Source organism: Salipiger aestuarii, from assembly GCF_003259905.1.
Lineage (GTDB): Bacteria > Pseudomonadota > Alphaproteobacteria > Rhodobacterales > Rhodobacteraceae > Salipiger > Salipiger aestuarii.
In genome coordinates, this window is sequence record NZ_QLMG01000016.1 from 56,197 (window position 1) to 79,077 (window position 22,881).

Annotated in this window: 21 protein-coding genes; 9 read left to right on the forward strand and 12 right to left on the reverse strand. The window is 63.0% G+C overall.

The features are described 5' to 3' along the window. The first annotated feature begins 27 nt into the window (after window positions 1–27). A complete protein-coding gene (locus ATI53_RS10380) occupies window positions 28–2,061 on the forward strand; it encodes an NADPH-dependent 2,4-dienoyl-CoA reductase (RefSeq protein ID WP_205912159.1) in 2,034 nt (677 codons plus the stop codon). A gap of 128 nt (window positions 2,062–2,189) precedes the next feature. Here ATI53_RS10380 and ATI53_RS10385 read toward each other — a convergent pair whose 3' ends face one another. The 5 genes from ATI53_RS10385 to ATI53_RS10405 all read right to left on the reverse strand — a co-directional run bounded on the left by ATI53_RS10385 (window position 2,190) and on the right by ATI53_RS10405 (window position 7,035). Beyond that, window positions 2,190–2,645: a PaaI family thioesterase gene (locus ATI53_RS10385; RefSeq protein ID WP_009503103.1), complete on the reverse strand. Its 456-nt coding sequence runs from the start codon at window positions 2,643–2,645 to the stop codon at window positions 2,190–2,192. 9 nt (window positions 2,646–2,654) lie between these two features. Beyond that, a complete protein-coding gene (locus ATI53_RS10390; RefSeq protein WP_111550349.1) occupies window positions 2,655–3,389 on the reverse strand; it encodes a helix-turn-helix domain-containing protein in 735 nt (244 codons plus the stop codon). Then, window positions 3,373–4,227, reverse strand: coding sequence for an SDR family oxidoreductase (locus tag ATI53_RS10395; protein WP_009503105.1), 855 nt, complete (start codon window positions 4,225–4,227; stop codon window positions 3,373–3,375). Before ATI53_RS10395 ends, ATI53_RS10390 begins: the two co-directional genes overlap by 17 nt. After that, the gene (locus tag ATI53_RS10400) at window positions 4,224–6,161 is read right to left on the reverse strand and encodes an AMP-binding protein (protein WP_111550350.1); all 1,938 of its coding nucleotides are present in this window, start codon (window positions 6,159–6,161) and stop codon (window positions 4,224–4,226) included. The genes ATI53_RS10395 and ATI53_RS10400 overlap by 4 nt, the downstream gene beginning before the upstream one ends. Before the next feature lie 112 nt (window positions 6,162–6,273). Next, window positions 6,274–7,035: a glucose 1-dehydrogenase gene (locus ATI53_RS10405; protein WP_009503107.1), complete on the reverse strand. Its 762-nt coding sequence runs from the start codon at window positions 7,033–7,035 to the stop codon at window positions 6,274–6,276. Between the two features lie 91 nt (window positions 7,036–7,126). Here ATI53_RS10405 and ATI53_RS10410 point away from each other — a divergent pair, with 91 nt between their 5' ends. Further along, window positions 7,127–8,497: a TetR/AcrR family transcriptional regulator gene (locus tag ATI53_RS10410; protein WP_240778625.1), complete on the forward strand. Its 1,371-nt coding sequence runs from the start codon at window positions 7,127–7,129 to the stop codon at window positions 8,495–8,497. 18 nt (window positions 8,498–8,515) lie between these two features. On the opposite strand, the gene ATI53_RS10415 is transcribed toward ATI53_RS10410, so the two are convergent. The 6 genes from ATI53_RS10415 to ATI53_RS10440 are packed head-to-tail and all read right to left on the reverse strand — an operon-like array spanning window position 8,516 to window position 13,500. Further along, window positions 8,516–8,917, reverse strand: coding sequence for a PaaI family thioesterase (locus tag ATI53_RS10415; RefSeq protein WP_034451657.1), 402 nt, complete (start codon window positions 8,915–8,917; stop codon window positions 8,516–8,518). Beyond that, window positions 8,917–9,399 (reverse strand): PaaI family thioesterase, encoded by a 483-nt coding sequence (locus ATI53_RS10420; protein WP_034451659.1) that lies wholly within the window; start codon window positions 9,397–9,399, stop codon window positions 8,917–8,919. Before ATI53_RS10420 ends, ATI53_RS10415 begins: the two co-directional genes overlap by 1 nt. Window positions 9,400–9,411: 12 nt before the next feature. Beyond that, on the reverse strand, window positions 9,412–10,215 hold the full coding sequence (locus ATI53_RS10425; RefSeq protein WP_111550352.1) for an enoyl-CoA hydratase-related protein: 804 nt from the start codon (window positions 10,213–10,215) through the stop codon (window positions 9,412–9,414). Beyond that, on the reverse strand, window positions 10,208–11,062 hold the full coding sequence (locus ATI53_RS10430) for an SDR family NAD(P)-dependent oxidoreductase (protein ID WP_034451661.1): 855 nt from the start codon (window positions 11,060–11,062) through the stop codon (window positions 10,208–10,210). The genes ATI53_RS10425 and ATI53_RS10430 overlap by 8 nt, the downstream gene beginning before the upstream one ends. A 10-nt stretch (window positions 11,063–11,072) precedes the next feature. Next, window positions 11,073–12,272, reverse strand: coding sequence for an acyl-CoA dehydrogenase family protein (locus ATI53_RS10435; protein ID WP_009503111.1), 1,200 nt, complete (start codon window positions 12,270–12,272; stop codon window positions 11,073–11,075). 13 nt (window positions 12,273–12,285) lie between these two features. Then, the gene (locus tag ATI53_RS10440; RefSeq protein ID WP_111550353.1) at window positions 12,286–13,500 is read right to left on the reverse strand and encodes an acyl-CoA dehydrogenase family protein; all 1,215 of its coding nucleotides are present in this window, start codon (window positions 13,498–13,500) and stop codon (window positions 12,286–12,288) included. Between the two features lie 131 nt (window positions 13,501–13,631). On the opposite strand from ATI53_RS10440, the gene ATI53_RS10445 reads away from it, so the two are divergent. The 5 genes from ATI53_RS10445 to ATI53_RS10465 are packed head-to-tail and all read left to right on the forward strand — an operon-like array spanning window position 13,632 to window position 19,832. Then, window positions 13,632–14,417, forward strand: coding sequence for an enoyl-CoA hydratase-related protein (locus tag ATI53_RS10445; protein ID WP_089962655.1), 786 nt, complete (start codon window positions 13,632–13,634; stop codon window positions 14,415–14,417). 21 nt (window positions 14,418–14,438) lie between these two features. Then, a complete protein-coding gene (locus tag ATI53_RS10450; RefSeq protein WP_089962656.1) occupies window positions 14,439–16,238 on the forward strand; it encodes an acyclic terpene utilization AtuA family protein in 1,800 nt (599 codons plus the stop codon). Window positions 16,239–16,249: 11 nt separating this feature from the next. Then, entirely contained in the window at window positions 16,250–17,719 is a 1,470-nt protein-coding gene (locus ATI53_RS10455) for an acetyl-CoA carboxylase biotin carboxylase subunit (protein WP_009503115.1), read from the forward strand. Further along, the gene (locus ATI53_RS10460) at window positions 17,719–18,222 is read left to right on the forward strand and encodes an acyl-CoA carboxylase biotin carboxyl carrier protein subunit (RefSeq protein WP_223866015.1); all 504 of its coding nucleotides are present in this window, start codon (window positions 17,719–17,721) and stop codon (window positions 18,220–18,222) included. Before ATI53_RS10455 ends, ATI53_RS10460 begins: the two co-directional genes overlap by 1 nt. A 2-nt stretch (window positions 18,223–18,224) precedes the next feature. Beyond that, a complete protein-coding gene (locus ATI53_RS10465) occupies window positions 18,225–19,832 on the forward strand; it encodes an acyl-CoA carboxylase subunit beta (protein ID WP_009503117.1) in 1,608 nt (535 codons plus the stop codon). A 53-nt stretch (window positions 19,833–19,885) separates the two neighbouring features. Here the strand turns inward: ATI53_RS10465 and ATI53_RS10470 are convergent, their stop codons facing one another. Further along, complete coding sequence (locus tag ATI53_RS10470; protein ID WP_223870788.1) at window positions 19,886–20,569, reverse strand: acyltransferase; 684 nt, start codon at window positions 20,567–20,569, stop codon at window positions 19,886–19,888. 212 nt (window positions 20,570–20,781) lie between these two features. Here ATI53_RS10470 and ATI53_RS10475 point away from each other — a divergent pair, with 212 nt between their 5' ends. Further along, window positions 20,782–21,966 carry a lipid-transfer protein gene (locus ATI53_RS10475; RefSeq protein WP_009503119.1) on the forward strand — a complete coding sequence of 395 codons (1,185 nt, stop codon included), beginning with the start codon at window positions 20,782–20,784 and terminating at the stop codon, window positions 21,964–21,966. Between the two features lie 24 nt (window positions 21,967–21,990). Beyond that, complete coding sequence (locus ATI53_RS10480; RefSeq protein ID WP_009503120.1) at window positions 21,991–22,821, forward strand: SDR family NAD(P)-dependent oxidoreductase; 831 nt, start codon at window positions 21,991–21,993, stop codon at window positions 22,819–22,821. Window positions 22,822–22,881: the final 60 nt, after the last annotated feature.

Below are 22,881 nucleotides of genomic sequence, written 5' to 3' on the forward strand. Positions count from 1 at the left end.
AGCGAATTTTTGAGGAGGAGGTGCACAATGACAAACACGCAAAAGGAAAGCTTTGGGACCATGCTTTCGCCGATCCGCGCAGGCCGGCACATGGTGCGAAACCGGGTCATTATGGGGTCGATGCATACCCGGCTGGAGACCGAGCCAGACGGTATCGCCAAACAGATCGCGTTTTACGCCGAACGCGCGCGGGGGGAGGCGGCGATTCTGGTCACCGGCGGGTTTTCCCCGAATGCCGAAGGGATATTCGATCCCGAAGGTCCGCGCATCGACGATCCGAAAGAGGCGCTGAGCCTGCGTCCGATCTGTGAAGCGGTGCAGGCCGAAGGCAGCCTGCTCTGCGCGCAGCTTCTTCATGCCGGGCGCTATGCAAAGATCGAAGGCTGCGTTGCCCCAAGCCCGATCCGGGCGCCGATCAACCGCTATGTCCCGCGCGAAATGACCGACGCCGACATCCGCCGCACCATCGAGGATTTCGCCAAATCCGCCGCCAATGCGCAGGCGGCGGGGTTCGATGGCGTCGAAATCATGGGGTCCGAAGGGTATCTTATCAACGAATTCACCGTCACCCATACCAACAAGCGCAACGACGACTGGGGCGGCTGCGTCGAGAATCGCCACCGTTTTCCGGTCGAGATCGTGCGCGCGGTGCGGGACCGTTGCGGGACCGACTTTCTCATCATTTACCGCATTTCGGCCGCCGATCTGGTCGAGGGCGGCGCGCCCGCCGATGAAATCGCAGACCTGGCGCGCAAGATCGAGGCGGCAGGCGCGGATATTCTGAACACCGGGATCGGCTGGCACGAGGCGCGCGTGCCGACCATCGCCTATCCGGTTCCGCGCGGTGCCTGGCGTCAGGCCGCGGCCAACGTCAAGGCTGCGGTGTCGATCCCGGTCGTCGCCTCCAACCGAATCAACACGCCCGAGCTTGCAGAGGATATCCTTGCCTCCGGCGAGGCCGACATGATCTCGATGGCGCGGCCCTTTCTGGCCGATCCGCATTTCGTCAGGAAGACGCGCGAAGGCCGCGCCGACGAGATCAATACCTGCATTGCCTGCAATCAGGCCTGTCTGGACTTCATCTTTTCGGACCGGCCGGTCGGCTGTCTGGTCAACCCGCGGGCCGGGCGCGAAACCGAATTCCGGGATACGCCGACAGAATCACCACGGAAGCTGGCCGTCGTCGGTGGCGGCGCCGCAGGCATGGCCACGGCATCCGAGGCATCCCGTCTGGGCCACGACGTCACGCTTTTCGAAGCGCAGGACAAGCTGGGCGGGCAGCTGAATCTGGCGCGCGCGGCACCGGGCAAGGACGAATTCGACGAAACCCTGCGGTACTATTCCGGCCAGATGAAAAAGCACGGCGTTACGCTGCGTCTGGGGCAGCGGGCCGGGCTGGACGATCTGACCGGCTTTGACCATGTCGTCATTTCCACCGGGGTGAGCCCGCGCATTCCCGACCTGCCGGGCATCGATCACCCCAGTGTCGCGACCTATGCCGAAATCCTGTCGGGCGCGCGCGTCGCCGGCCAGACCGTCGTGGTGATGGGGGCAGGGGGCATTGGCCATGACGTGGCCGAGTTTCTCGTGACCGAGCCGGCCGAGGCTCACGACACCGACGCGTTCTGCCAGACATGGGGCGTGGACCCGACCTTTGCCGCATCGGGCGCGCTGGCGGGTGATCCGCTGGCGCCCAAGGCATCGCGGCGAAAGGTTGTCATGCTTCAGCGAAAGTCCTCGAAACCAGGCGCGGGGCTTGGTGTGTCCACGGGCTGGATTCTGCGCAACGCTCTGCGCAAGCACGGGGTCGAGGCCTTGGGCGGCGTGGTTTACGAACGCATTGACGACGCGGGGCTGCACATTCTCATGGACGGAGAACCAAAGGTCATTGCCGCCGATACGATCGTGCTTTGCACCGGTCAGGAACCGGAACGGGCTTTGGCCAAAGACCTCACCGCCCGCGGGGCCACGGTCACGATGATCGGCGGCGCAAAAGAGGCCGCCGAACTCGACGCGCTGCGCGCCATCGACGAAGGGGTGCGTCTGGCGCAAAGCCTCTGACCCGCCGATGGCGCGTTCGATCCAGAGTTAGACAGATGCGGCAGGCGGTTCAGGACACCGCCTGCCTGCCACTCCGGTTTCACGAAGGAAACCGGTTGAGGATGCGCCACACCCGGACGGCGTTTCCGTCATCCGGCAACACCCGTCCGTCCAACCAGCGCCATCAGCGTTCCGGTCATCGTGGCGACCAGCTTTTCATCCTGTCCTTTCAACGCATAGGCGCGCGCCTCGCAGATCGTCAGCGTCCTGCCAGGTTTCACCACATCGGCGACGAATCGAAACCGCTGGCCATCGGCGGGGTTGAGCAGGTTGATCTTGAATTCCACCGTCAGCACCGCGGCATCGGCGGGCATCAGCGAAAAGGCCGCATATCCGCAGGCGCTGTCCAGCGCGGTTGATACGATTCCGGCGTGCAGAAAGCCGTGCTGCTGGGTCAGCGCGTCGCTGTGCGCCATCTCCAGAACGATGTGACCGGGCGTCAGGTCGGCAATGCCGATCCCCAGCGTGTGCATCACCTTCTGAAGATCGAAACTGTCGCGCACCCGCGCGTCAAAGTCGGGGTTCTTCGGCTCGAATTGCGCCATGGCGTGATTTCACTCCTTGCTGTCATCCATGATGACCAATCTTAGCCGGTCCTTGATCCCTCGTTCTTGTAACGAAAGGCCAAAAGCGCGCTCTGTGGCCTGAAACCGTAGCGCACCGGGCGGTCGGTCGGCGAAGGCCCGGCAGGATGCCGACATATGCGATTGATCGTAGTAGCCCGCGACCAGCGCCAGATCGCTTAACGGCAGGGCTGGGTCGGCGAAGCGTCCAAGCAGCAGGCGAAACCGGCGGAGCGCCGCAAGACGCCGCCTTGATATGCCGGTCTCTGCCCGTGCCCGGCGGCGTCCGGTCCGGTCGCTGAACGTCTGCGGGGGCGCAGCGAAGGTCAACTCGCTTGCAAGACCGTCCAGCGCCGCAACAAGCGACGGCAGGGCATCATCGCTCTGCCGGACCTTTCCAAGCGCGGCGGCCAATGGCTCTGGCGCCACGGTTCCGGGCCGACGCTCCGGTCGCGCCGACAGCCGCAGCCCGGCGACGATTCCGCAAAAGGATGACGGGCGGGGCACGAAATCCGGGCAGGGCGGCGCGAGCGACATGCGCGTCCCGCCACCTTGATCCGTCACCGAAAGCGTGAACAGATCGGTCGCGAAACGCCCGCTTCCGCGCGCGCTTAACACGTCAGTGTCGCGGAACACGAAGAGATGGTCGACCTGCACCGCAGCGCCCGTTGGCGGCGCCAGTTCAAGATAGAGCGGCGCGGCCGTCAGATCACTGGACGAAAGCATCCCGATTCTCGGCGACGAAATCGTGAAAGCGGCGGGCCGGGCGCCCGAGCACGTCGCTCACCGTGGTCTCGATGCGCCCGAGATAGCCCTTGGGCGCGATCGAGGCCAGTTCCACCATGGCCGCGGCGACCTCGTCCTGCATCCCGCCGGCGACCATCGCCGCCTTGGCGTCATCGGGAGACAGAGGCGCAGAGGTGATGGATCGTCCGGTCACTTCGGACAGGACGGCCGCAATGTCCTCGCCGGTCAGCGCTTCGGGGCCGGTCAGGCCATAAACCTTGCCCGCGTGCCCCGATCCGGTCAGCGCCTCGGCGGCCACATCGGCGATGTCGCGGGCGTCGATCCAGGCCACGGGTCCGCCAAGATCGTCGTAATACACCCCATCCCTTGCGATGCCTTCGGCCTGCCAGAGCAGGTTCTGCATAAAGTAAGTCGGCTGGACAAAGGTCCAGTCAAGGCCGCTTTCCTTCAGTAATTCCTGGGTGTCGGAATGCCACTTGCCAAAGGTCAGCCCCGCCTTTGGCGACGCGCCAAGCCCGGTGGCCAGAACCACATGTCCCACGCCCGCGGCCTTGGCCGCCTCTATCGCGCCGGCTTTCCACCGGCGCATGTCCCGATGCGCGGGCGTCACCAGATAGATCTTGTCCGCACCTGCGCAGGCCTGTTCCAGCGCTGCGGCATCGGTGAAATTCGCGGCGACCGCCTCGCATCCCTTGGCCTTGAGGCCGTCGAGCTTGGCCGGATCGCTGGTGACGGCGCGCACCTGGGCGCCCTTTGCCAGAAGCGTGTCGACAAGGGGGGCGCCGGTGGTGCCGGTGGCTCCGAAGACAGTGATCATGGCTTGTCCTTTCTCAGCTCTGCGATGGGCTGTATGGTTTCGGGGTTACTGATGGATGACAGGTCTCCGGGATCCTCGCCCAGGAAGGCCGCGCGCACGATCCGGCGCATCGTCTTCATGCTGCGGGTTTTCGGAAGCGCCTCGACGAAATGAATTTCGCGCGGGCGGAAGGGCTTCGAGACGACCTGTCCCACCCGGTCCTTGAGCTGTTCGACAAGGGCGTCGTCAGGCGACACACCCGGAGCCGGCACACAGACACAGACCACGGCCACGCCCTTGATATCATCGGGTGCGGCAATGGCGGCGGCATCCACCACCTTTCCGGACTCGGTCAGGGCCGATTCAATCTCGGGCGGCCCGATGCGTTTGCCGGCAATGTTCAGCGTGTCGTCGGACCGGCCGAGGATATACCATGTACCGTTCGGATCGCAGCGCACCCAATCGCCGTGCCGCCAGATGCCGGGGAATGTTGACCAGTAGGTTTCCAGATACCGCTTGCGGTTGCCGGCGATGGCCGGGGTCAGGCCAAGGGGCGGTTGCGTCACGACAAGTTCGCCGACCTCGCCCGGCGCGGCTTCGCTGCCGTCCTCGCGCAGCACTTTCGCCCCGACACCCAGCGCCTGCGCCGAGAATCCTCCGGGCCTGATCTCATGCAGCACCGTCGAGGTCAGGATCGCACCGAAAAGCTCGGTTCCGCCCGAGATATTCAGCGGCACCGCGCGGCGGCGGCAGATATGGTCACGTTGCCAGAGCCAGGCGTCCTCGGTCCAGGGTTCGCCGGTCGAGGCAACGATGCGCAGGGGCGACAGATCGTAACCGGACAGTGGTGCACGATCCTGCGTCATGAACTGCCGCACAAGTGTGGGTGCAACGCCGAGGTGGGTCACTTTCAATTCGGATGCAAGTCGCAACAACCTGAACGGATCACCGGGCATCGAGGGCGCGCCTTCGGCCAGAACCAGCGTCGCCCCCGACAGCAGCACCGACAAAAGGGTCAGTGGCCCCATGACCCAGCCCATGTCGGTCATCCACAGATGCCGGTCGTCGCGCTTCATGTCGAGCCCCAGCAGGAAATCCGCCGTCGCCTTGGCCTGCACACCCAAATGGGTGTGCACCACGCCCTTGGGGCGCCCGGTGGTGCCGGAGGTATAGGCGATGAGCAGTGGCGAGTCCGCCTCTGCCGGATGCGCGGGATAGGTCGGATCCGCATTTCCGACAGTTTCCTGCCAGTCAAGATCGCGGGCCGGATCGGCCGCCGCGCCGCCGAACCGCCGCAGGCTGATGACGGTATGAACCGAGGGCACTTCCTCCAGCGCTTTGACCAGCGTGGACTCCATCCAGACGGGATTGCCCCTTCGTGGCGTGGCATCCGCGGTCAGCACCGCCACGGCGCCGGAATCCTCGAGCCGGCTGGCGATGGCGGGCGGCGCGAAGCCCGAAAACAGCGGCACCGCCACGGCACCCAATCGGGCGATGCCTAAAAAGGCGGCGTCGATTTCGGGGATCATCGGCATGTAGATGCCAACGGCCTGGCCGGGTTTTACCCCGCGCCGGGCCAGCGCCGAGGCCACGCGCGCGGACTCGGCGGCAAGATCGGCATAGGTCCAGCTGCGGCGACACCCGTCTTCGCCGACCCAGTCGATCGCGGTCTTGTCGGCCAGACCTGTCTCGATGCGGGCATCGAGACAGGTTTCCGTCAGGTTCAAGGCGCCGCCGACGGCCCATCGGATCGATTCCGGCCCATCGGACATATCCCGTAACCGCGTGTAGGGGCGATGGAACCGGATGCCGGCAAACTCGATGATCCGGCCCCAGAACCAGTCCGGGTCGGTGTTGGCCCGGCTGGCAAGATCCTCGTAACTGTCCGTGCCACAATCTTTCAGGAAAGAGGCCAGCGTGCTTGAACGCTGAATGTCAGTGTCTGGTTGAAACATTCCTCACCTTTCTTCACCGCAAAAAAGGCCGCACCTTGGGCACGGCCAGTCAGGGAGGTAACTTCTGGCCGACTTGGCGGCGCCGCCTTGTGACGGACGCCGCCACCTGCGTTCAGCCGTGCATCGACAAGCCGCCCGAAACCGAAATCACCTGCCCGGTGATGAACCCGGCGTCGTCGGAGGACAGGAAGCAGATGATGCCGGGGTAGTCCGTAGGCTGTGCCAGGCGCTTCATCGGGATGGCCCGCTTGAGGCCCTCGGCGATCTTTTGACCGGCATCGCCCTGGGCGACCTGGGCAAACAACGGCGTGTCGGTCGGCCCGGGGGCGACAGCGTTCAATTGAATGCCCTTGCGCGCAAGTTCCCGCGCCACGGTTTTGGTGAACGAGATGATGCCGCCCTTGCAGGCCGAATAAACCGCTTCGCCCGATGACCCGACGCGACCGGCGTCCGAGGCGATGTTGACCACCCGGCCGCCGCCGTTCTGAACCATGCCCGGAAGCACCGCGTGATGCATGTTCAACGGACCGTAAAGGTTGATGTCGATGACTTTTTTCCAGATTTCGGCATCGGTATCGAGGAACGGCTTGATCACGTCCCAGCCGGCGTTGTTTACAAGCACGTCGATCGGACCATTGGCCGAGAACTCGGCGACAGCCTTGTCGACCTGGGCGCGGTCGGTGATGTCCACCTTGAAGGCCTGTGCCTTGCCGCCCGCCTCGGTGATCAGGCGAACGGTGTCCTTCGCTCCGTCTTCGTTCATGTCAAAGATTGCGACCTCGGCGCCTTCCTGACCGAACCGTTCGCAAACCGCACGCCCGATGCCGCTGCCGCCGCCCGTTACAATCACGCGTTTTCCACTCAACCCTCGCATATGGAGATCCTCCTCTTCCGCTATCATTTTGGCAAAGAACTTGATTCGACGCCGCTCATCGCATATTCTAACACTTGTTAGGTTTATTGCAATGGACAGGCTTGCCGCTGACAAGTATCGAAAATTCATGATGAGACAATCTGATACCATCAAGCATACCGACGATGACTTGAGCAAGTCAGAGAGGACCCGCAGCGGTATCCTCGCTGCGGCCGCCCGCCTTTTCCGGCATGAGGGCTATTATGCGACGACGATGCGCGACATCGCGCAGGAATCCGGCATCGAAGCAGGAAGCATTTATTACCATTTCCAATCCAAGGAACAGATACTCAGCGAAGTTCTGGATCTTGGTGTTCGGCAAATGTACGAGAGGGTCTGCGAGATTGTCCGCCCGACGAAGGACAATCCGAAGGATTTCCGTGAGACCTTTGCCCTGCTTATCGAAACGCATCTGACCTATCTGCTGACCGAAAGCGATTTTACTTCGGCCAATATCCGTAACTATCCGATGTTGTCGGATGAGGCGCGCGCGCCGCATCGTGAATTGCGGGCATCCTACGCAGGCGTCTGGACCAGTTTTCTGAGCGAGGCGAAACGCGCCGGCGACCTGCGAAGCGACATTTCGGTAACCGTGATCCGCCAGTTCATTCTGAGCGCCATGAACTGGACCGTGGAATGGTACGATGTGGACCGGTATCCGGTGAGCATTCTCGCGGAACGGATGAGCAAGCTGATCCTCGACGGCATGTGTTCGCGGCGCATCGTCGACACGAAAGGGCTGAAGCCAGACCGCTCCTTTTCGACCGATATCCCTGAATCCATCAACAAGGCCGCGAAAACCCGCGCAGAGATCCTGAGAGCCGCCGCGCGCATGCTGAGAGACAACGGGTACAAGGCGACCACGCTGAGGCAGATCGCTGAAGAAGCCGATATGAAGGCGGGCAGCGTCTATTACCATTTCAAGTCCAAAGAAGCGATCGTGGACGAGGTCTTGCACGCCGGGTTGAACGACCTGCTATTGGGTGTCAACGCCGCAGCCCAGGAATTTCAGGCCCCATATGATCATCACGCAAGGATCGCGACGGCAATCTGGGCGCATCTGGACTATCTGTTCAAGGCAAGCGAATTCACGTCCGCGAACATCAGAAGCTACGGGATGCTGCCCAATCACTTCAGAAAGAGACACGGGGGCATCCGTCATCAGTACGGAAAACTCTGGGACAGGATTCTGCGCGAAGCGCAGGGGGACGATGCCATAAGATCGGATATCAAGATTGTTCCGTTGCGTCAGGTCATGTTGGGTGCCTTGAACTGGACGGTCGAGTGGTTTGATCCGAACAAGGCGGACGTCGAAGGGTATCTTTCCCTGCCCGAATTCTCTGGCATGCTTATCAAGCTGCTTCTCGAAGGGATTTGCGACAGGCGAGATACCGCCTGCGCAGAACCAAACGAGGCTCGCTGATCGCAGCCGCCATCGCGATCAAACCAGGAGGAAGTGATACAGCCCCTCCGCCACTGGTTTATCTCGGGACGTCTGCCAGGAAATCGCACTGACACTCGCGATCCGCTTCCCCTTGCGCGTTACATGTGCGCTGGCATACAGCGGCCCCTTGGTGGCCGGTCTTAGATAATCCACGGTAAGATTGATCGGCTTGGCGGGAACGTCCGAAAATTCGGGATGGACCGCGATGGCCGACGTGGCCTCCATGAAACTTGCGATTATACCGCCGTGGTAAAGCTCCAGGACCGGGTTTCCGATATGACGGGAGGCAAAGGTCATCTCTGCATCGGCATGAAGGCTGTCAAGCCTCTGGACCTCGAAGTCGAGAAACCGGAAAAACGGCACCTTGGATACGTTGGCGTTGACGGTTTGCAGGTCCATTACGAGGCTTTTCCTTCTGTCGTTGCGCCAAACAGGCCGGTCTCACCGCGCGTCAGTGCAAACGAGGCGGTTCCACGGGCAATTTCCGCGTCTTCATGCCCATCGAACCAGATGCTGCCGGCATCAAATGCAATGTGGCGGGTCTGTCGAAAGCAATGCGCGCGCACGATGACATCCGCGCGCGAATAGGCGGGGCGCAGGTAATCGACCCGCAGATCCAGTGTCGCCATGGTGCTGACGCCATCAATCGCCACAAAGTTCGCAAGCCCGAAAACACTGTCCAGAAGGGCGGTCAGAATGCCGCCATGAAGCAGGGTTTGGTCCTTGTCGACGCAGAAGTCAGGATTGAACGGCATCCGGACCCGAACGCCTGCGCTTGATACCTCTTCGATATCAAGCGCCATGTGGGTAATCAGACCACTGCCACGCGCATTCCACATCTGCGCGATCCGCTCCATTTTCTGTTTGGTGACTTCTGGCATGCATTCTTTTCCTCAGCGCCCCGTGAAGTGGGGTTTTCGTTTCTCGATAAACGCGGCGATCGCCTCGTGGTGGTCTTCGGTCTGATGCATAAGGGCCTGATAGGCCGCAGCGGAATTCAGGAAATCCGGCAGATCCATCCGTTCGGCATTGCGCATCAGGCGCTTGGCGACGCGTACCGCGCGCGGTGGTTTCGCGGCGATCACGGCGGCCCGTTCGCGCGCCCGTTCCATCAGCGCGTCATGCGGCACAACCTCTAGCACCATGCCAAGTTCCAGCGCCTCTTTTGCCTCGACCATGCGGCCCGAGAATGTCAGATCGGCCGCTTTCTGATGGCCAAGGCGGCGCAACATGAACCAACTGCCCGCATCGCCGGGGATGATGCCCAGGTTCAGGAACACCTCGCCGAACTTCGCCTTCTCGGATGCGACGCGCATGTCGCACATCATGGTCAGATCGCATCCCGCGCCAACCGCCGCGCCATTGACCGCCGCGATCGTCGGGATGTCGAGGTTGTAAAGCGCAAGCGGCAGGCGCTGCACACCGTCGACATAGCTTTGCGCCGCCGTCAACGGTTCCTTGCGAAAGACGCTGTCGGGATCGTTCATTTCCTTGATGTCGCCGCCGGCACAGAACGCCGTACCTGCGCCGGTCAGAATCATGACGCTGACTTGCGGGTCCGCCTGCACCTTGGCAAATGTGTCCAGAAGCGAGGCGATCATGTCGTTGCCGGTGATCGGGTTGCGGCGGTCCGGATCGTTCAGCGTAACCGTGGCGATGCGATCGGAGATATCCAGAAGGACATGTGGCTCACTCATTTTTACCGTCTCCGCGTTCGCGTTTGTCGAACATGTCGGGATTGATCATGTCACGGGCATCGTGGCCCATATGCAGGGTTTCCCCGCCGTCTACATAGATGTCTTCGCCGGTTATGAAATTTCCCAGATCGGATGCAAGGAAAATAATCGTGCCGGCGATGTCTTCGGCCAGGCCCATCCGGTTCAGGACAGAGCGGTTCAGTTCTTTCCACCGTTCCGGGGGAATGGGATAGCGGCCAAGCGCCTCGGTCTTGATCGTTCCCGGCGCGACGCAGTTCAGACGGATGCCGTATTCGCCCCATTCGGCGGCCAGCGTTTTCATCATCCCGGTCACCCCCGCCCGCGCGGCAACGGTGTGGACAAAGCCGGTCAGCGCCGTCCGCGCCGAAATGGCGGTGACGAAGACGACCGAACCACCGTTATCATACATGAAATGATCCGCGGCCGCGCGGGTCATCTGCCATGATCCGATCAGGTTGTTGCGGATCACCGCCTCGAAGCCCTTGTTGGTGATGTCACGCGCAGCGGCGATATACTGGCCGCCCGCATTGTTCACCAGAACGTCAAGCTGCCCGTAATGGTCCTTGATGCGGCCCATCGCGGCTTCGATGCTGTCCTCGTCGCGGGTGTCGCCGGGCACGACGAACGCCTCGCCCCCAGCCGCGCGGATCATTTCGGCGGTTTCTTCCAACGGCTCTTCGCGGCGCGCGAACAGTGCCAGCCTGGCCCCGCAAGACGCCATTTCAAGCGCCGTCGCCCGACCCATTCCCGAACCGGATCCGGTCACAAGGGCAACCTGGCCCGCCATTAGATCCGGAGCATAACGCGATGTTCTTTTCTCGCTCATGGTTTCCCCCTCAGTTTTTCAGAAGTTCGCCGGAGATGATCAGCTTGCGCACCTCCTGAGTGCCCGCACCAACCTCAAGCACACGCCCGGTCCGGTAAAGCCGGTTCACTTCCGTGTCACGCATGTACCCCGACCCGCCGTGGATCTGGACGGCCTTGTCCAGCACGAACGAGGTTACCTCGGCGGCCTTGAAAATCGCCGCCGCCGTGAGCTTGTGAATTTCGCCGCGCCCGCCTTCGCCCTCTTCCAGGCCCTCGCACATGGCGACGGTTTTCAGGGACAGGCTGCGCGCCGCCTCGATCCGCGTGTACATGTCGGCCAGCATCGCCTGCACCATCTGGAAGCTGGCGATCGGCTTGCCGAACTGCTGGCGCGTCTTGGCGTAATCGACGGAGATATCCAGCGCGCGCTGCGCAATGCCAAGCGCGTTGAAGCAGACGATAGCCCGTTCAAGGTCGAGCCCCGACATCGTGACCGCCACGCCGCCGTCCAGCTTGCCGACCATGTTCTTGGCGGGCACGCGGCAATCCTCGAACACCAGTTCGCCGGTTGGCGAGCCGCGGAACCCCATCTTGTTGAGCTTCTGCGCCACCTTGAAACCGGGCGTGTCGGTTTCCACGATGAAGGCGGAAATGCCCTTGGCGCCCTTTTCCGGCGAGGTCTTGGCATAGGCCAGCACCAGATTGGCAATCGGCCCGTTGGTGATATAGATCTTGGTGCCGTTCAGGATGTAATCGTCGCCATCCTTTTTCGCCGTTGTCCGCATCGAGCCAAGCGCATCCGACCCGGCGCCGGGTTCGGTCAGGCCCAGTGCGCCGACCAGCGTGCCGTTGCACAGGCCGGGCAGATATTTGCGGCGCAGATCGTCATTGGCGTTGCGGTAGATGTTGTTGACGCACAGGTTGTCGTGGGCCACATGCGTCAGCCCGATGGCCGCCGACGCGCGCGACAGTTCTTCGGTGATGATGCAGGCCGACGTGAAATCCAGCCCGGCACCGCCAAATTCCGGCGGCACGTTCAGCCCCAGATACCCCATCTTGCCCAGCGTGGGAAAGACCGAGGCGGGCAGATCATCGGTGTCGTCCATTTCCGCGTTCAGATGGTGAAATTCGGACATGAAAAACTTGCCGGCCTGATCGGCCAGCGCCTGCTGTTCGTCCGTCATGAAATGTGTCGGAAGGTCGATGTCGTTGCGCAGTTGCTTGTTCATGGTCTTGCCCCCCTCAGGCGCGCAGCAGTTCTTCGGCGATGATGATCTTGCGCACCTCGCTGGTGCCCGCGCCGATCTCCAACAGCTTGTTTGCGCGGAACAGCCGGTTGATTTCGGTGTCCTGCATGTAGCCGGAGCCGCCGTGGATGTGGCAGGCCTCGGTGACGGCCTTGTTGAACGCCTCGCCCGCGTAAAGGCAGGCAGCCGCGGTCAGCTTGTGAATCTCGCCGCGACCACCGGCCCCCTTGGGCAGGCCGACACAGGCGGCCAGCGCGCGATAGCTGAAGGCGCGGGCGGTTTCGACCTCGGTATAGATCTCGGCCAGTTTCGACTGCACCATCTGGAAACTTGCGATCGGCTTGCCGAATTGTTCGCGGATCTTGGCGTATTCCAGACCCAGTTCCAGCGCGCGGTCGGCCATGCCCACGCAGACCGAGGCGACCATCGCCCGTTCCAGATCCAGCCCGCTCATCACCACCGAAACGCCGCTGTTTTCAGCGCCCATCATGGCCGAGGCCGGCACCCGGCAATCCTCGAATACCAGTTCCCCGGTCGGCGAGCCGCGAAAGCCCATCTTGTCGAGCTTTCGCGCCACTTTGAAACCGGGATTGTCGGTTTCGATGATAAAGGCCGAAATGCCCTTGGCGCCCTTGGATTTGTCGGTCTTGGCATAGAGCAGGACCACATCGGCGATCGGCCCGTTGGTGATGTAGATCTTCGAGCCGTTGATGACATAGTCATCGCCGTCGCGAACCGCCGTGGTCGCCATGGACCCAAGCGCATCCGAGCCCGCGCCGGGCTCTGTCAACCCCAATGCGCCGACAAGATCGCCGGAACACAGGCCCGGCACATATTTCTTGACCTGTTCCTCGGACCCGTTGCGCAGCAGGTTGTTCAGGCACAGGTTGTCATGTGCCCCGTGCGACAGCCCCACGGCCGGATTCCATTTCGAGATGACTTCGGACACCAGCGCCTGGGTGAATTCGTTCTGCCCAGATCCGCCCAGTTCCTCGGGCGCGGTGATGCCCAAAAGGCCCAGCTCTCCCATCTGTTTGAACAGATCGTCAGGCCACCATTCCTCCTCATCCATACGCGCCTGAAGCGGGTGCAGCACCTCGCGCGACACCCGATCTACATGATCGACGATCTGGCGCTGCTCATCGGTCAGCGAATAGTTCGCCTTGATGGCTTCCAGTTCAGCGATGGCCGGTCCGTCCTTGCTGGACATCTCTTTTCCTCCCGAAGAATGTCTTGTGCAGTGTTGACCAAAATCAAACACATGTTAGAAATTAGATCAAGGCATGCTTTCGGCGACCCGAGGTTGCAAGCAAGGCGCTAACAGAAGGGGAGGGTTCGGAAATGGTCGAGAACGTCGTCCGTTCGGAGGCCCGAGGGCACGAAATACGCATTACAATTTGCCGTCCGGACCAGCGCAATGCCCTGAATCGCGACGTGGCAGAGGGAATCGTCGCCGCGCTCCAGGTGGCCGAGGCGGACGCAGATTGCCGGGTGATCGTGGTGACCGGCGAGGGCGAGCGCGCTTTCTGTGCCGGCGGCGACCTCAAGGCGGGGGCCGACGGCGGCCCGTTCGTTCAGGATCCGGCGGATCCGGGGCATTTTGCCGGCAGGTTGTTCGAAGCTCTTCACGCCTGTCGGAAACCGACCATCGCGCGCATCAACGGTGTGGCCGTTGGCGGGGGCGCGGGCATCATCTGTGCCTGCGATCTGGCGGTGATGGCGGATCACGCCAAAATCGGCACGCCCGAGGTAAAGGTGGGGCTGTTTCCCATGACCATCGTTCCGCCGATGATGCGCGTGTTGCCACGGCGCAGGCTGATGGAGATGTTCATCACCGGCATCCCCCTGACGGCCGAGGAATCGCTGCGCCATGACCTGGTCAACTATGTGACAGACAGCGCCGGCCTTGATGACAAGGTCTCCGAACTGGTCGCGCAAATAGCCGCGCAATCGCCGACCGCGATCCGGTTGGGGAAATACGCCTGCCACGCGATGGATGACATGACCTATCCGCAGCAGATGCGATTTGCGGAAACGCTGTTGCCGCGAATGGCACAGACCGAAGACGCGCGCGAGGGCTTCGACGCCTTCACTGCCAAACGCAAGCCGGAATGGACGGGCCGCTGAAACAGCGGGGAGGAGAAGACTATGTCGGATCGAAAGCTGCGCATCGGATGCGCGTCCGGTTTCTGGGGGGACACGCCCGAGGCCGTCGGCCAGCTGGTTTCCAGCGGCGATATTGACTACCTGGTGTTCGACTATCTGGCCGAGGTGACGATGTCTCTGATGGCCCGCGCCCGCGCCAAGACGCCGGAGGCGGGCTTTGCGCCGGACTTCGTCAAGGCGCTGGTGCCGTGGTTGCCTGAGATCAAGGCCAGGGGGATCAAGGTGGTGGCCAATGCCGGTGGGGTGAACCCCCGCGGCTGCCGCGATGCGCTTGCCAGGGCGGCGGAAGAGGCTGGGATCGACCTGTCCGTCGGTGTCGTTCTGGGCGACGATCTGATGGACCGCGCGGACGAGATCCGCGACCGTGGCGTGACCGAAATGTTCTCGGGCGCGGATTTCCCCGACGATATCTGGAGCATGAATGCCTATCTGGGCGCCCGCCCCATCGCCACCGCTCTGGACGGCGGCGCCGAGATCGTGATCACCGGGCGCTGCGCCGACAGCGCGGTGGCGCTTGGCCCGCTGATGCATGAATTCGGCTGGGGCGATGACGATTGGGACAAGCTCAGCCAGGGCTCGCTGGCGGGTCATCTGATCGAATGCGGACCGCAAGGGACGGGCGGCAACTTTACCGATTGGCAGGACGTGCCGGGCTGGGACAACATGGGCATGCCCATCGTCGAGATCTCGCCGGACGGCAGTTTTGTCATGACCAAGACGCCCGATACCGGCGGACTGGTTGTGCCGGGCTCGGTCGGCGAACAGATGCTTTACGAAATCGGCGATCCGCGGGCCTATCTGCTTCCGGACGTGATCTGCGACTGGTCCGGCGTCACGCTGGAACAGGTCGGCCCGGACCGCGTGCTGGTCAAGGGCGGCAAGGGCCTGGGGCGCACCGACAGCTACAAGGTGTCGGCCACCCATGCCGACGGCTGGCGCGCGGTCACCACGCTGACGCTGGCTGCCATCGACGCGCCAGCCAAGGCCGAGCGCGTCGCGGATGCGATCCTGACCCGCTGCCGCCGGATTTTCCGCGACAGGAACCTCGGCGACTTTCGGCAGGTCAGCGTCGAGGTTCTGGGGGCCGAGGCCGCCTATGGCGCCAACGCCCGCGCCCGAACCCGCGAAGTGGTGCTCAAGATCGGTGCGGCGCATGACGACAGGCGCGCGCTGAACATCTTTGCCGGGGAGATCGCACCGATGGCCATTTCCACCGCGCAGGGTCTGACCGGATTTTTTGCCGGGCGGCCGAAGGTGCAGCCGGTGGTCCGCCTTTTCTCGTTCCTGCAAGACAAGTCCGACACGCCCGTTGCGGTCGAGGTCGACGGCAAGGATGTGCCGGTCATCGTGGCCACCACGCCTGTGCAACTCGATCCGCCCGCCGTACCGCACGCAGACAGCCGCGACGCCGGCGCAGATGCGGTCAAGGTGCGGCTGGTCGATCTGGCCTGGGGCCGCTCCGGCGATAAGGGCGACATCGCCAATATCGGCATTCTGGCGCGCAAGCCCGAATATCTGCCCTATATCCGGTCGGCCCTGACCGAAGACGCGGTGAAAGACTATTTCGCCCATCTGTGCGACGGCCCGGTCGAACGCTTCGATCTACCCGGAAGCCATGCGCTGAACTTCCTGCTGCATGAATCGCTGGGCGGCGGCGGCATTGCCTCGGTCCGCATCGACCCGCAGGGCAAGGGGTTCGCGCAGATGCTGCTCGACATCGAAATTCCCGTACCGGCCGATCTGGCTGTGCAAAACGGGCTGCACCCCGCCAAGAGTGCGTGAAAGGACGGATAATGGGGATTTCCAAACTTCTGGTCGCCAATAGAGGCGAGATCGCGGCCCGCGTCCTGCGCACCGCCAGGGCGCGCGGCCTGGCGACCGCCGTCTTGCGGCACCGCTTGGAACAGGAGGGGCCGGCCCATCTGATTGCCGACGAGGTCGTGACCATCGACGGCCCCACCCCCGTGGCCGCCTATCTCGACATTCCGCAGATCGTCGAGGTCGCGAAAAAAATCGGCGCGGACGCGGTGCATCCGGGCTATGGATTCCTGTCGGAAAACGCGGGCTTTGTCGCTGCCCTGGAAAAGGCCGGCGTGACCTTCGTTGGCCCCACATCCGAGGTCATCGACCTGATGGGCGACAAGATCCGCGCGCGCGCCTTTGTCGAGGAGCGCGGCTTTCCGGTTGCCCCCTCGGCCATCGAGGATGACGACCCCGCAAGTTTTGTCGAACGCTCCCGCGCGGTCGGCTATCCACTGCTGATCAAGCCCTCGGCGGGCGGCGGCGGCAAGGGGATGCGCGTGGTGCGCGAAGACGGCGCGTTAGAGTCGGAAATCGAAACCGCGCGCCGCGAGGGCGAGCGTTATTTCGGCGACGGGCGGCTGTTCGTCGAACGCTATATCGAACGTCCGCGCCATATCGAGGTGCAGGTGATGGGCGACGGGCAGGGCAATGTGGTCCATTTCTGGGAACGCGAGTGCTCGATCCAGCGCCGGTTCCAGAAGATCATCGAGGAAACGCCCTCGCCGGCGCTGACCCCCGAACAGCGAGACGAGATCTGCGAAACCGCCGCCGGCATCGCCCGCGCCGTCAATTATCGCGGCGCTGGCACGGTCGAGTTCATCTATGCGCAGGACGGCTCCTTTTATTTCCTCGAAATGAACACCCGGCTTCAGGTTGAACATCCGGTGACCGAGATGGTGACGGGGTATGACCTTGTCGCCGAACAGCTGCGCATCGCGGCGGGCGAGGGGCTGAGCGCAGCGCAGACCGACATTCCGCAGTCAGGTCATTCGATCGAGCTGCGCATCTGCGCCGAGGACGCAACGGAAGATTTCCGCCCCGCGATCGGCGACATCCTGCTGCTGGACGAGCCGCAGGGCGAGGGCGTGCGTGTGGACAGCGGCATTCTGGACGGTGGCAAGGTCACCACCGACTTTGACCCGATGCTCTCCAAGCTGATCGTGCACGGGCCGGATCGCACGCAGGCCATCGCCCGCGCGCGGCAAGCGGTGCGGAATTATGTGATCCTCGGGGTGACCACCAACACTGGTTATCTCGATGCGATCCTTGCGCACCCTGATTTCGCCTCGGGCAATGTCTCGACCGGGTTTCTGGCCGAGCAGGCCGAGGCGCTGACCGCGCCGGGCGAAGATGTGACCGAGCTGCTGATGGCGGTCGCCGCCCTGTCGGATGAACGGCTGGTGAGCGACGTGATGCAGATACCCGAGATGCACCGGAAAATGGGCGGGTGGAGAAACTGATGCGGCGGATATACCAGATCGACGGCGACGAGACCGAATGCTGGCTGTCCCATGACGGCAATCGTTTTATCCTCAACACGCCCGATGGGGCGGTTCCCTGCCAATTGGACCCCACCGGGGCGCCCGGTGGCCATGTGCTGCGCGCGCGCGGGCGCGTGCAGGACGTGCGGCTGGCCGTCGGCCCTGACGCGACTTTTGTGCATATGAACGGGCGGACCTACGCGATCGGGCGGATCGATCCCGCCGAGCGTCTGGCCGGACGCGATGGCGTCGCCGCCGATGACCGCATCGTCGCGCCGATGCCCGGCGTGGTCGTGTCGGTGAACGCAAAGCCCGGCGATCACGTCAAGGAAGGCCAGCGGTTGCTTGTCATCGAAAGCATGAAACTCGAAACCAGCCTGACCGCGCCGCGCGACGGCGTGGTGGCCGAAATACCATTTGCCGAGGGCGACAGTTTCGGGCTGAAGGCCACGCTTGCCCTGCTGGCTCCGGAGGAGGAGTGACCATGCGCCGGATCGAAAGCCAGATCGACACCAATGCCCCTGACTTCAGGGCCAATCACGCGGCCATGTCCGAGCGGCTGAAAGAGTTTCACGCCCGCCAGCACGCGGCGCGTTTCGAACGCCCGCAGCGCGATATCGACCGTTTGGCGCGTCAGAACAAGCTGGGCGTGCGCGAGCGGCTGAAGCTGCTGCTGGACCCCGGCACACCGTTTCTGGAGTTCTCGACGCTCGCCGCCTGTCGCGAATATGACGGCGCTGTGCCCGGTGCCGCCGTGGTGACGGGCATCGGCATCGTGCAGGGGCGCGAGGTCGCCATTCACGCCAACGACGCCAGCGTCAAGGGCGGCGCATGGTATCCCCATACCGTCAAGAAAATCGTGCGGCTTCTGGATGTGGCATTGGAAAACCGCCTGCCGGTTGTCCATATCTGCGACAGCGCCGGCGGTTTCCTTCCGTTGCAGCACGGCGTCTTTCCCGACCGCTATCTGGGCGGACGCGTCTTTCGCAATCAGGTCAAGCTGAGCCAGGCGAACATCCCGCAAATCGCGGTGGTCGGCGGGCATTGCACCGCAGGGGGCGCCTATGTGCCGACGCTGAGCGATTACAACATCATCATCGAAGGCACCGGGGCGATTTTCCTCGGGGGTCCGCCGCTGGTGAAGGCCGCCACCGGCGAAGAGGTCGGCGTTCAGGAGCTGGGCGGGGCGGTCATGCACACCTCGGTCTCGGGCACCGGCGATTACCGCGCCGCCACCGAAGAACAGGCCTTTTCACTGGCGCGCGAAATTGTCAGCCAGTGGAAACGCACGCCCAAAACGATCATCGAAACCGCCTCCTTCGAGGAACCTTACTACGACCCCAAGGAACTCTACGGGATCATCCCCAAGGACCGGAAAACCCAGTTCGACATGCGCGAGGTTCTGGCCCGGATCGTGGACGGTTCGCGCTTTCACGAATATCAGCCCGATTACGGCACCACCATGATCTGCGGCTTTGCCCATATCTGGGGCTATAAGGTGGGGATTTTGGCCAACAACGGGGTGCTGTTCAACGACAGCTCGCTCAAGGCCGCGCATTTCATGCAGCTTTGCAACCAGAACCGCACGCCTCTGGTCTTTTTCCAGAACATCACCGGCTACATGGTGGGGCGCGAATACGAAGAGCGCGGCATCGCCAAGGACGGCGCCAAGATGCTGATGGCGCAGGGTGGGTCGGTCGTGCCGAAATTTACTGTGATCGCCAATGCGTCATATGGGGCGGGCAATTACGGCATGTGCGGACGGGCCTGGGATGCGCGCACGCTGTTCATGTGGCCACAGGCCGAAATCGGCGTGATGGGGGCGGATCAGGCCGCAAACACCATGGCCGACGTCAAGATCCGGCAGCTTCAGCGCGAAGGCAAGGAGTTGAGCGAAGAGGAAATCGCCGCGATACGCGACCCGGTGCTGGAAAAATTCCGGCGCGATGTCGAAGCCTATACCTCGACCTCGGAAATGTGGGACGACGGTATCCTCGACCCGGCCGACACCCGCAACGCGCTTGGCATGTCGATTTCCGCCTCGCTGAACGCACCGATCGACGATCCGCACTATGGTGTCTTCCGGCTGTAAAAGATCACGCCCCGGCGCGCCGCGCTGGCGCCGGGGCCCGAAGGCGCGGCGCGTCAGGTCGCCTTCTGCCGCGCCTCCTGTATCGACACGACATCAGAGGCCGCCATCTCCGGCCTGTTGGCCTCGACCGCTTTCAGGGGGTCAACAGGCTTCAATCCGGCCAGACAGTCGCGCGCCAATTGCTGATATTCGGCCGTCCCGCGGGTTTTCCATGCGATTTCCTTGTCGCTGACCTCGCGGATAACCTTTGCCGGCGATCCGACCACCATGGAACGCGGCGGGATCACCGTTTCGCCCCGCACGAACGCCTGCGCGCCGACAATCGATTCCGCGCCCAGCATGACGCCGTCCATGATGACGGCATTCATGCCGACCAGAGCATTCCGTCCGACGGTGCACCCGTGCAGGATCGCGCCGTGGCCGATATGACCGTCGGTTTCGACCACCGCATCGCGGCCGGGGAAGGAATGGAGGATGCAATTGTCCTGAACATTGGCCCCGTCGCCGATCACGATCCTGCCAAAATCGCCCCGCAGGCTTGCGCCGGGCCCGATATAGCACCCCTGGCCGAGTATGACGTTTCCGATCAGCACAGCCTGAGGATGAACGAATGTCCCCTCGGGAACAACGGGAACGAAGCCCTTGAATTCATAGCAATACGCCATTGTTTTCTTCCTTTTGCGGACTGGACGTCTCTGGAGTCCGACAGCAGGCGCCCGATGTTCGGCATCCGCCATTCCAACGCTGGTGCGGGTCTGACGGCCGGAAGCGAACTGGCGTTTCAGACGTCGAGGGAAGGTTATTCAAACACATGTTAGAAAATTCGGCAAGCACCACCACCGCGTGACGTTGTTGACAGTGCCTTCCGTCGGTATGTAAATCTAACAACTGGTAGAAAATGTGATGGCGTTCGACTCATGGCGCTTGGATCAAAGCGGGAGAGAGAAAGATGAAAGACAAGGCTTATGTCGTCGGCGTCGGGATGGTTCCGTTCCAGAAGCCGGGAAAATCCGAAAGCTATGATGTCATGGCAACCGCGGCCACTCGTTCGGCGCTGGCCGACGCGGGGCTGGCTTATGACAAGGTCGAGCAGGCGTATGTGGGGTATGTCTACGGTGACAGCACCTGCGGCCAGCGGGCCCTGTACCATGTCGGCATGACCGGCATTCCGGTTTTGAACGTCAACAACAACTGCTCGACCGGGTCGTCCGCCCTGTTTCTGGCCCGCCAGGCCGTCGAGAGCGGCGCGGTAGAGTGCGCTCTGGCGCTTGGCTTCGAACAGATGCAGCCCGGCGCAATCGGCGCGATGTTCACCGATCGGGTAAGTCCGTTCGCGGCGTTCGACGAAGAAACCGACGACCTGGTGGGCAATCCGGACATTCCGCTGGCGCTTCGGTATTTCGGCGGCGCCGGCAAGGCACATATGGAGGAATTCGGCACGCCGCTGGAAACCTTCGCGAAGATCCGCGCCAAGTCCAGCCGTCATGCGGCCAAGAACCCGGTTGCCCTGTTCCGCCAGGAAGTAACCGCAGACGACGTCATGGCGGCGCAGGTCGTCTGGCCCGGCGTGATGACCAAGCTGATGGCCTGCCCGCCGACCTGCGGCGCGGCGGCGGCAATCGTCTGTTCCAAAGCCTTTGCCGACAAGCATGGGCTTGACAGCTCGGTGCGGATCGCGGCCCAGGCGATGACGACGGACGGGCCCGAGACCTTCAACGCCCATGACATGCGCGAGGTGGTCGGCTTCTCGATGGCCAAGCGCGCCGCCGATCAGGTCTACGAGGCGGCGGGCATCGGCCCGAAGGATGTGGACGTGGTCGAACTGCACGACTGCTTTGCCCATAACGAGCTGATCACCTACGAAGCGCTTGGCCTGTGCGGGCGCGGCGAGGCGGCGAAATTCGTCGATGACGGCGACAACACTTATGGCGGCAAGTATGTGACCAACCCTTCGGGCGGTCTTCTGTCGAAGGGGCACCCTCTCGGGGCGACTGGCCTTGCGCAATGCACCGAGCTTGTCCAGCAGCTGCGCGGACAGGCCGATGCGCGCCAGGTCGATGGCGCGCGTCTGGCGCTTCAGCACAACCTGGGTCTGGGCGGGGCCTGTGTGACCACGCTTTATGAAAAAGTCTGACGGCGTCATTCGGGAGGATAAACCATGACTGGAAAACTCAACGGGCGCGTGGCGCTTGTCTCCGGCTCGGGACGCGGCATCGGTCGCGAAATCGCACTGAAACTGGCCTCGGAAGGCGCCCGCGTCGTGGTCAACGATCTGGATGCCGATCCGGCCAATGAAACCGCCGAGGCGGTGCGCGCCGCCGGCGGCGAGGCGGTGGTCTGCGCCGGCAGCGTGACCGAGGACGGTTTCGCCGAACGATTCGTCAAGACCGGCGTCGACAGCTTTGGCGGGCTGGACATCGTCGTGAACAACGCCGGCTACACCTGGGACAGCGTCATTCAGAAGATGACCGACGAGCAATGGCAGGCGATTATCGACGTCCACCTGACCGCGCCGTTCAGGATCCTGCGCGCCGCCCAGCCGGTGATCAGCGCCAAGGCCAAGGAAGAGGCCGCCGCCGGGCAAGAGGTGTTCCGCAAGGTTGTGAACATCTCGTCCATCGCGGGCACCGGCGGCAACGCGGGCCAGATCAACTATGCCGCCGCCAAGTCCGGCATTCTGGGGGTCACCCGGACGATGGCCAAGGAATGGGGCCGCTACAAGGTCAACGTCAATGCCGTGGCCTTCGGCCCGATCCGCACCCGCCTGACCGAGGGCAGCGCGGACGGCGACAGCACGATCAAGGTCGAGGAAAAAGAGATCAAGGTCGGCGTGAACCCCGACCTTCTGTCCCAGATGGAACGGATGATCCCGCTGGGCCGGGTCGGCACACCGCAAGAGGCCGCGGGCGCGGTCTATCTGTTCTGTGCGCCGGAATCGAACTTCATCTCGGGCCAGCACATCATCTGCGGCGGTGGCTTCGTGATCTAGCACCGGCCGACTTGGCCGCGTGTTCGGGTCCTGACTGACGATTGGGATTCCCGGGCAGCC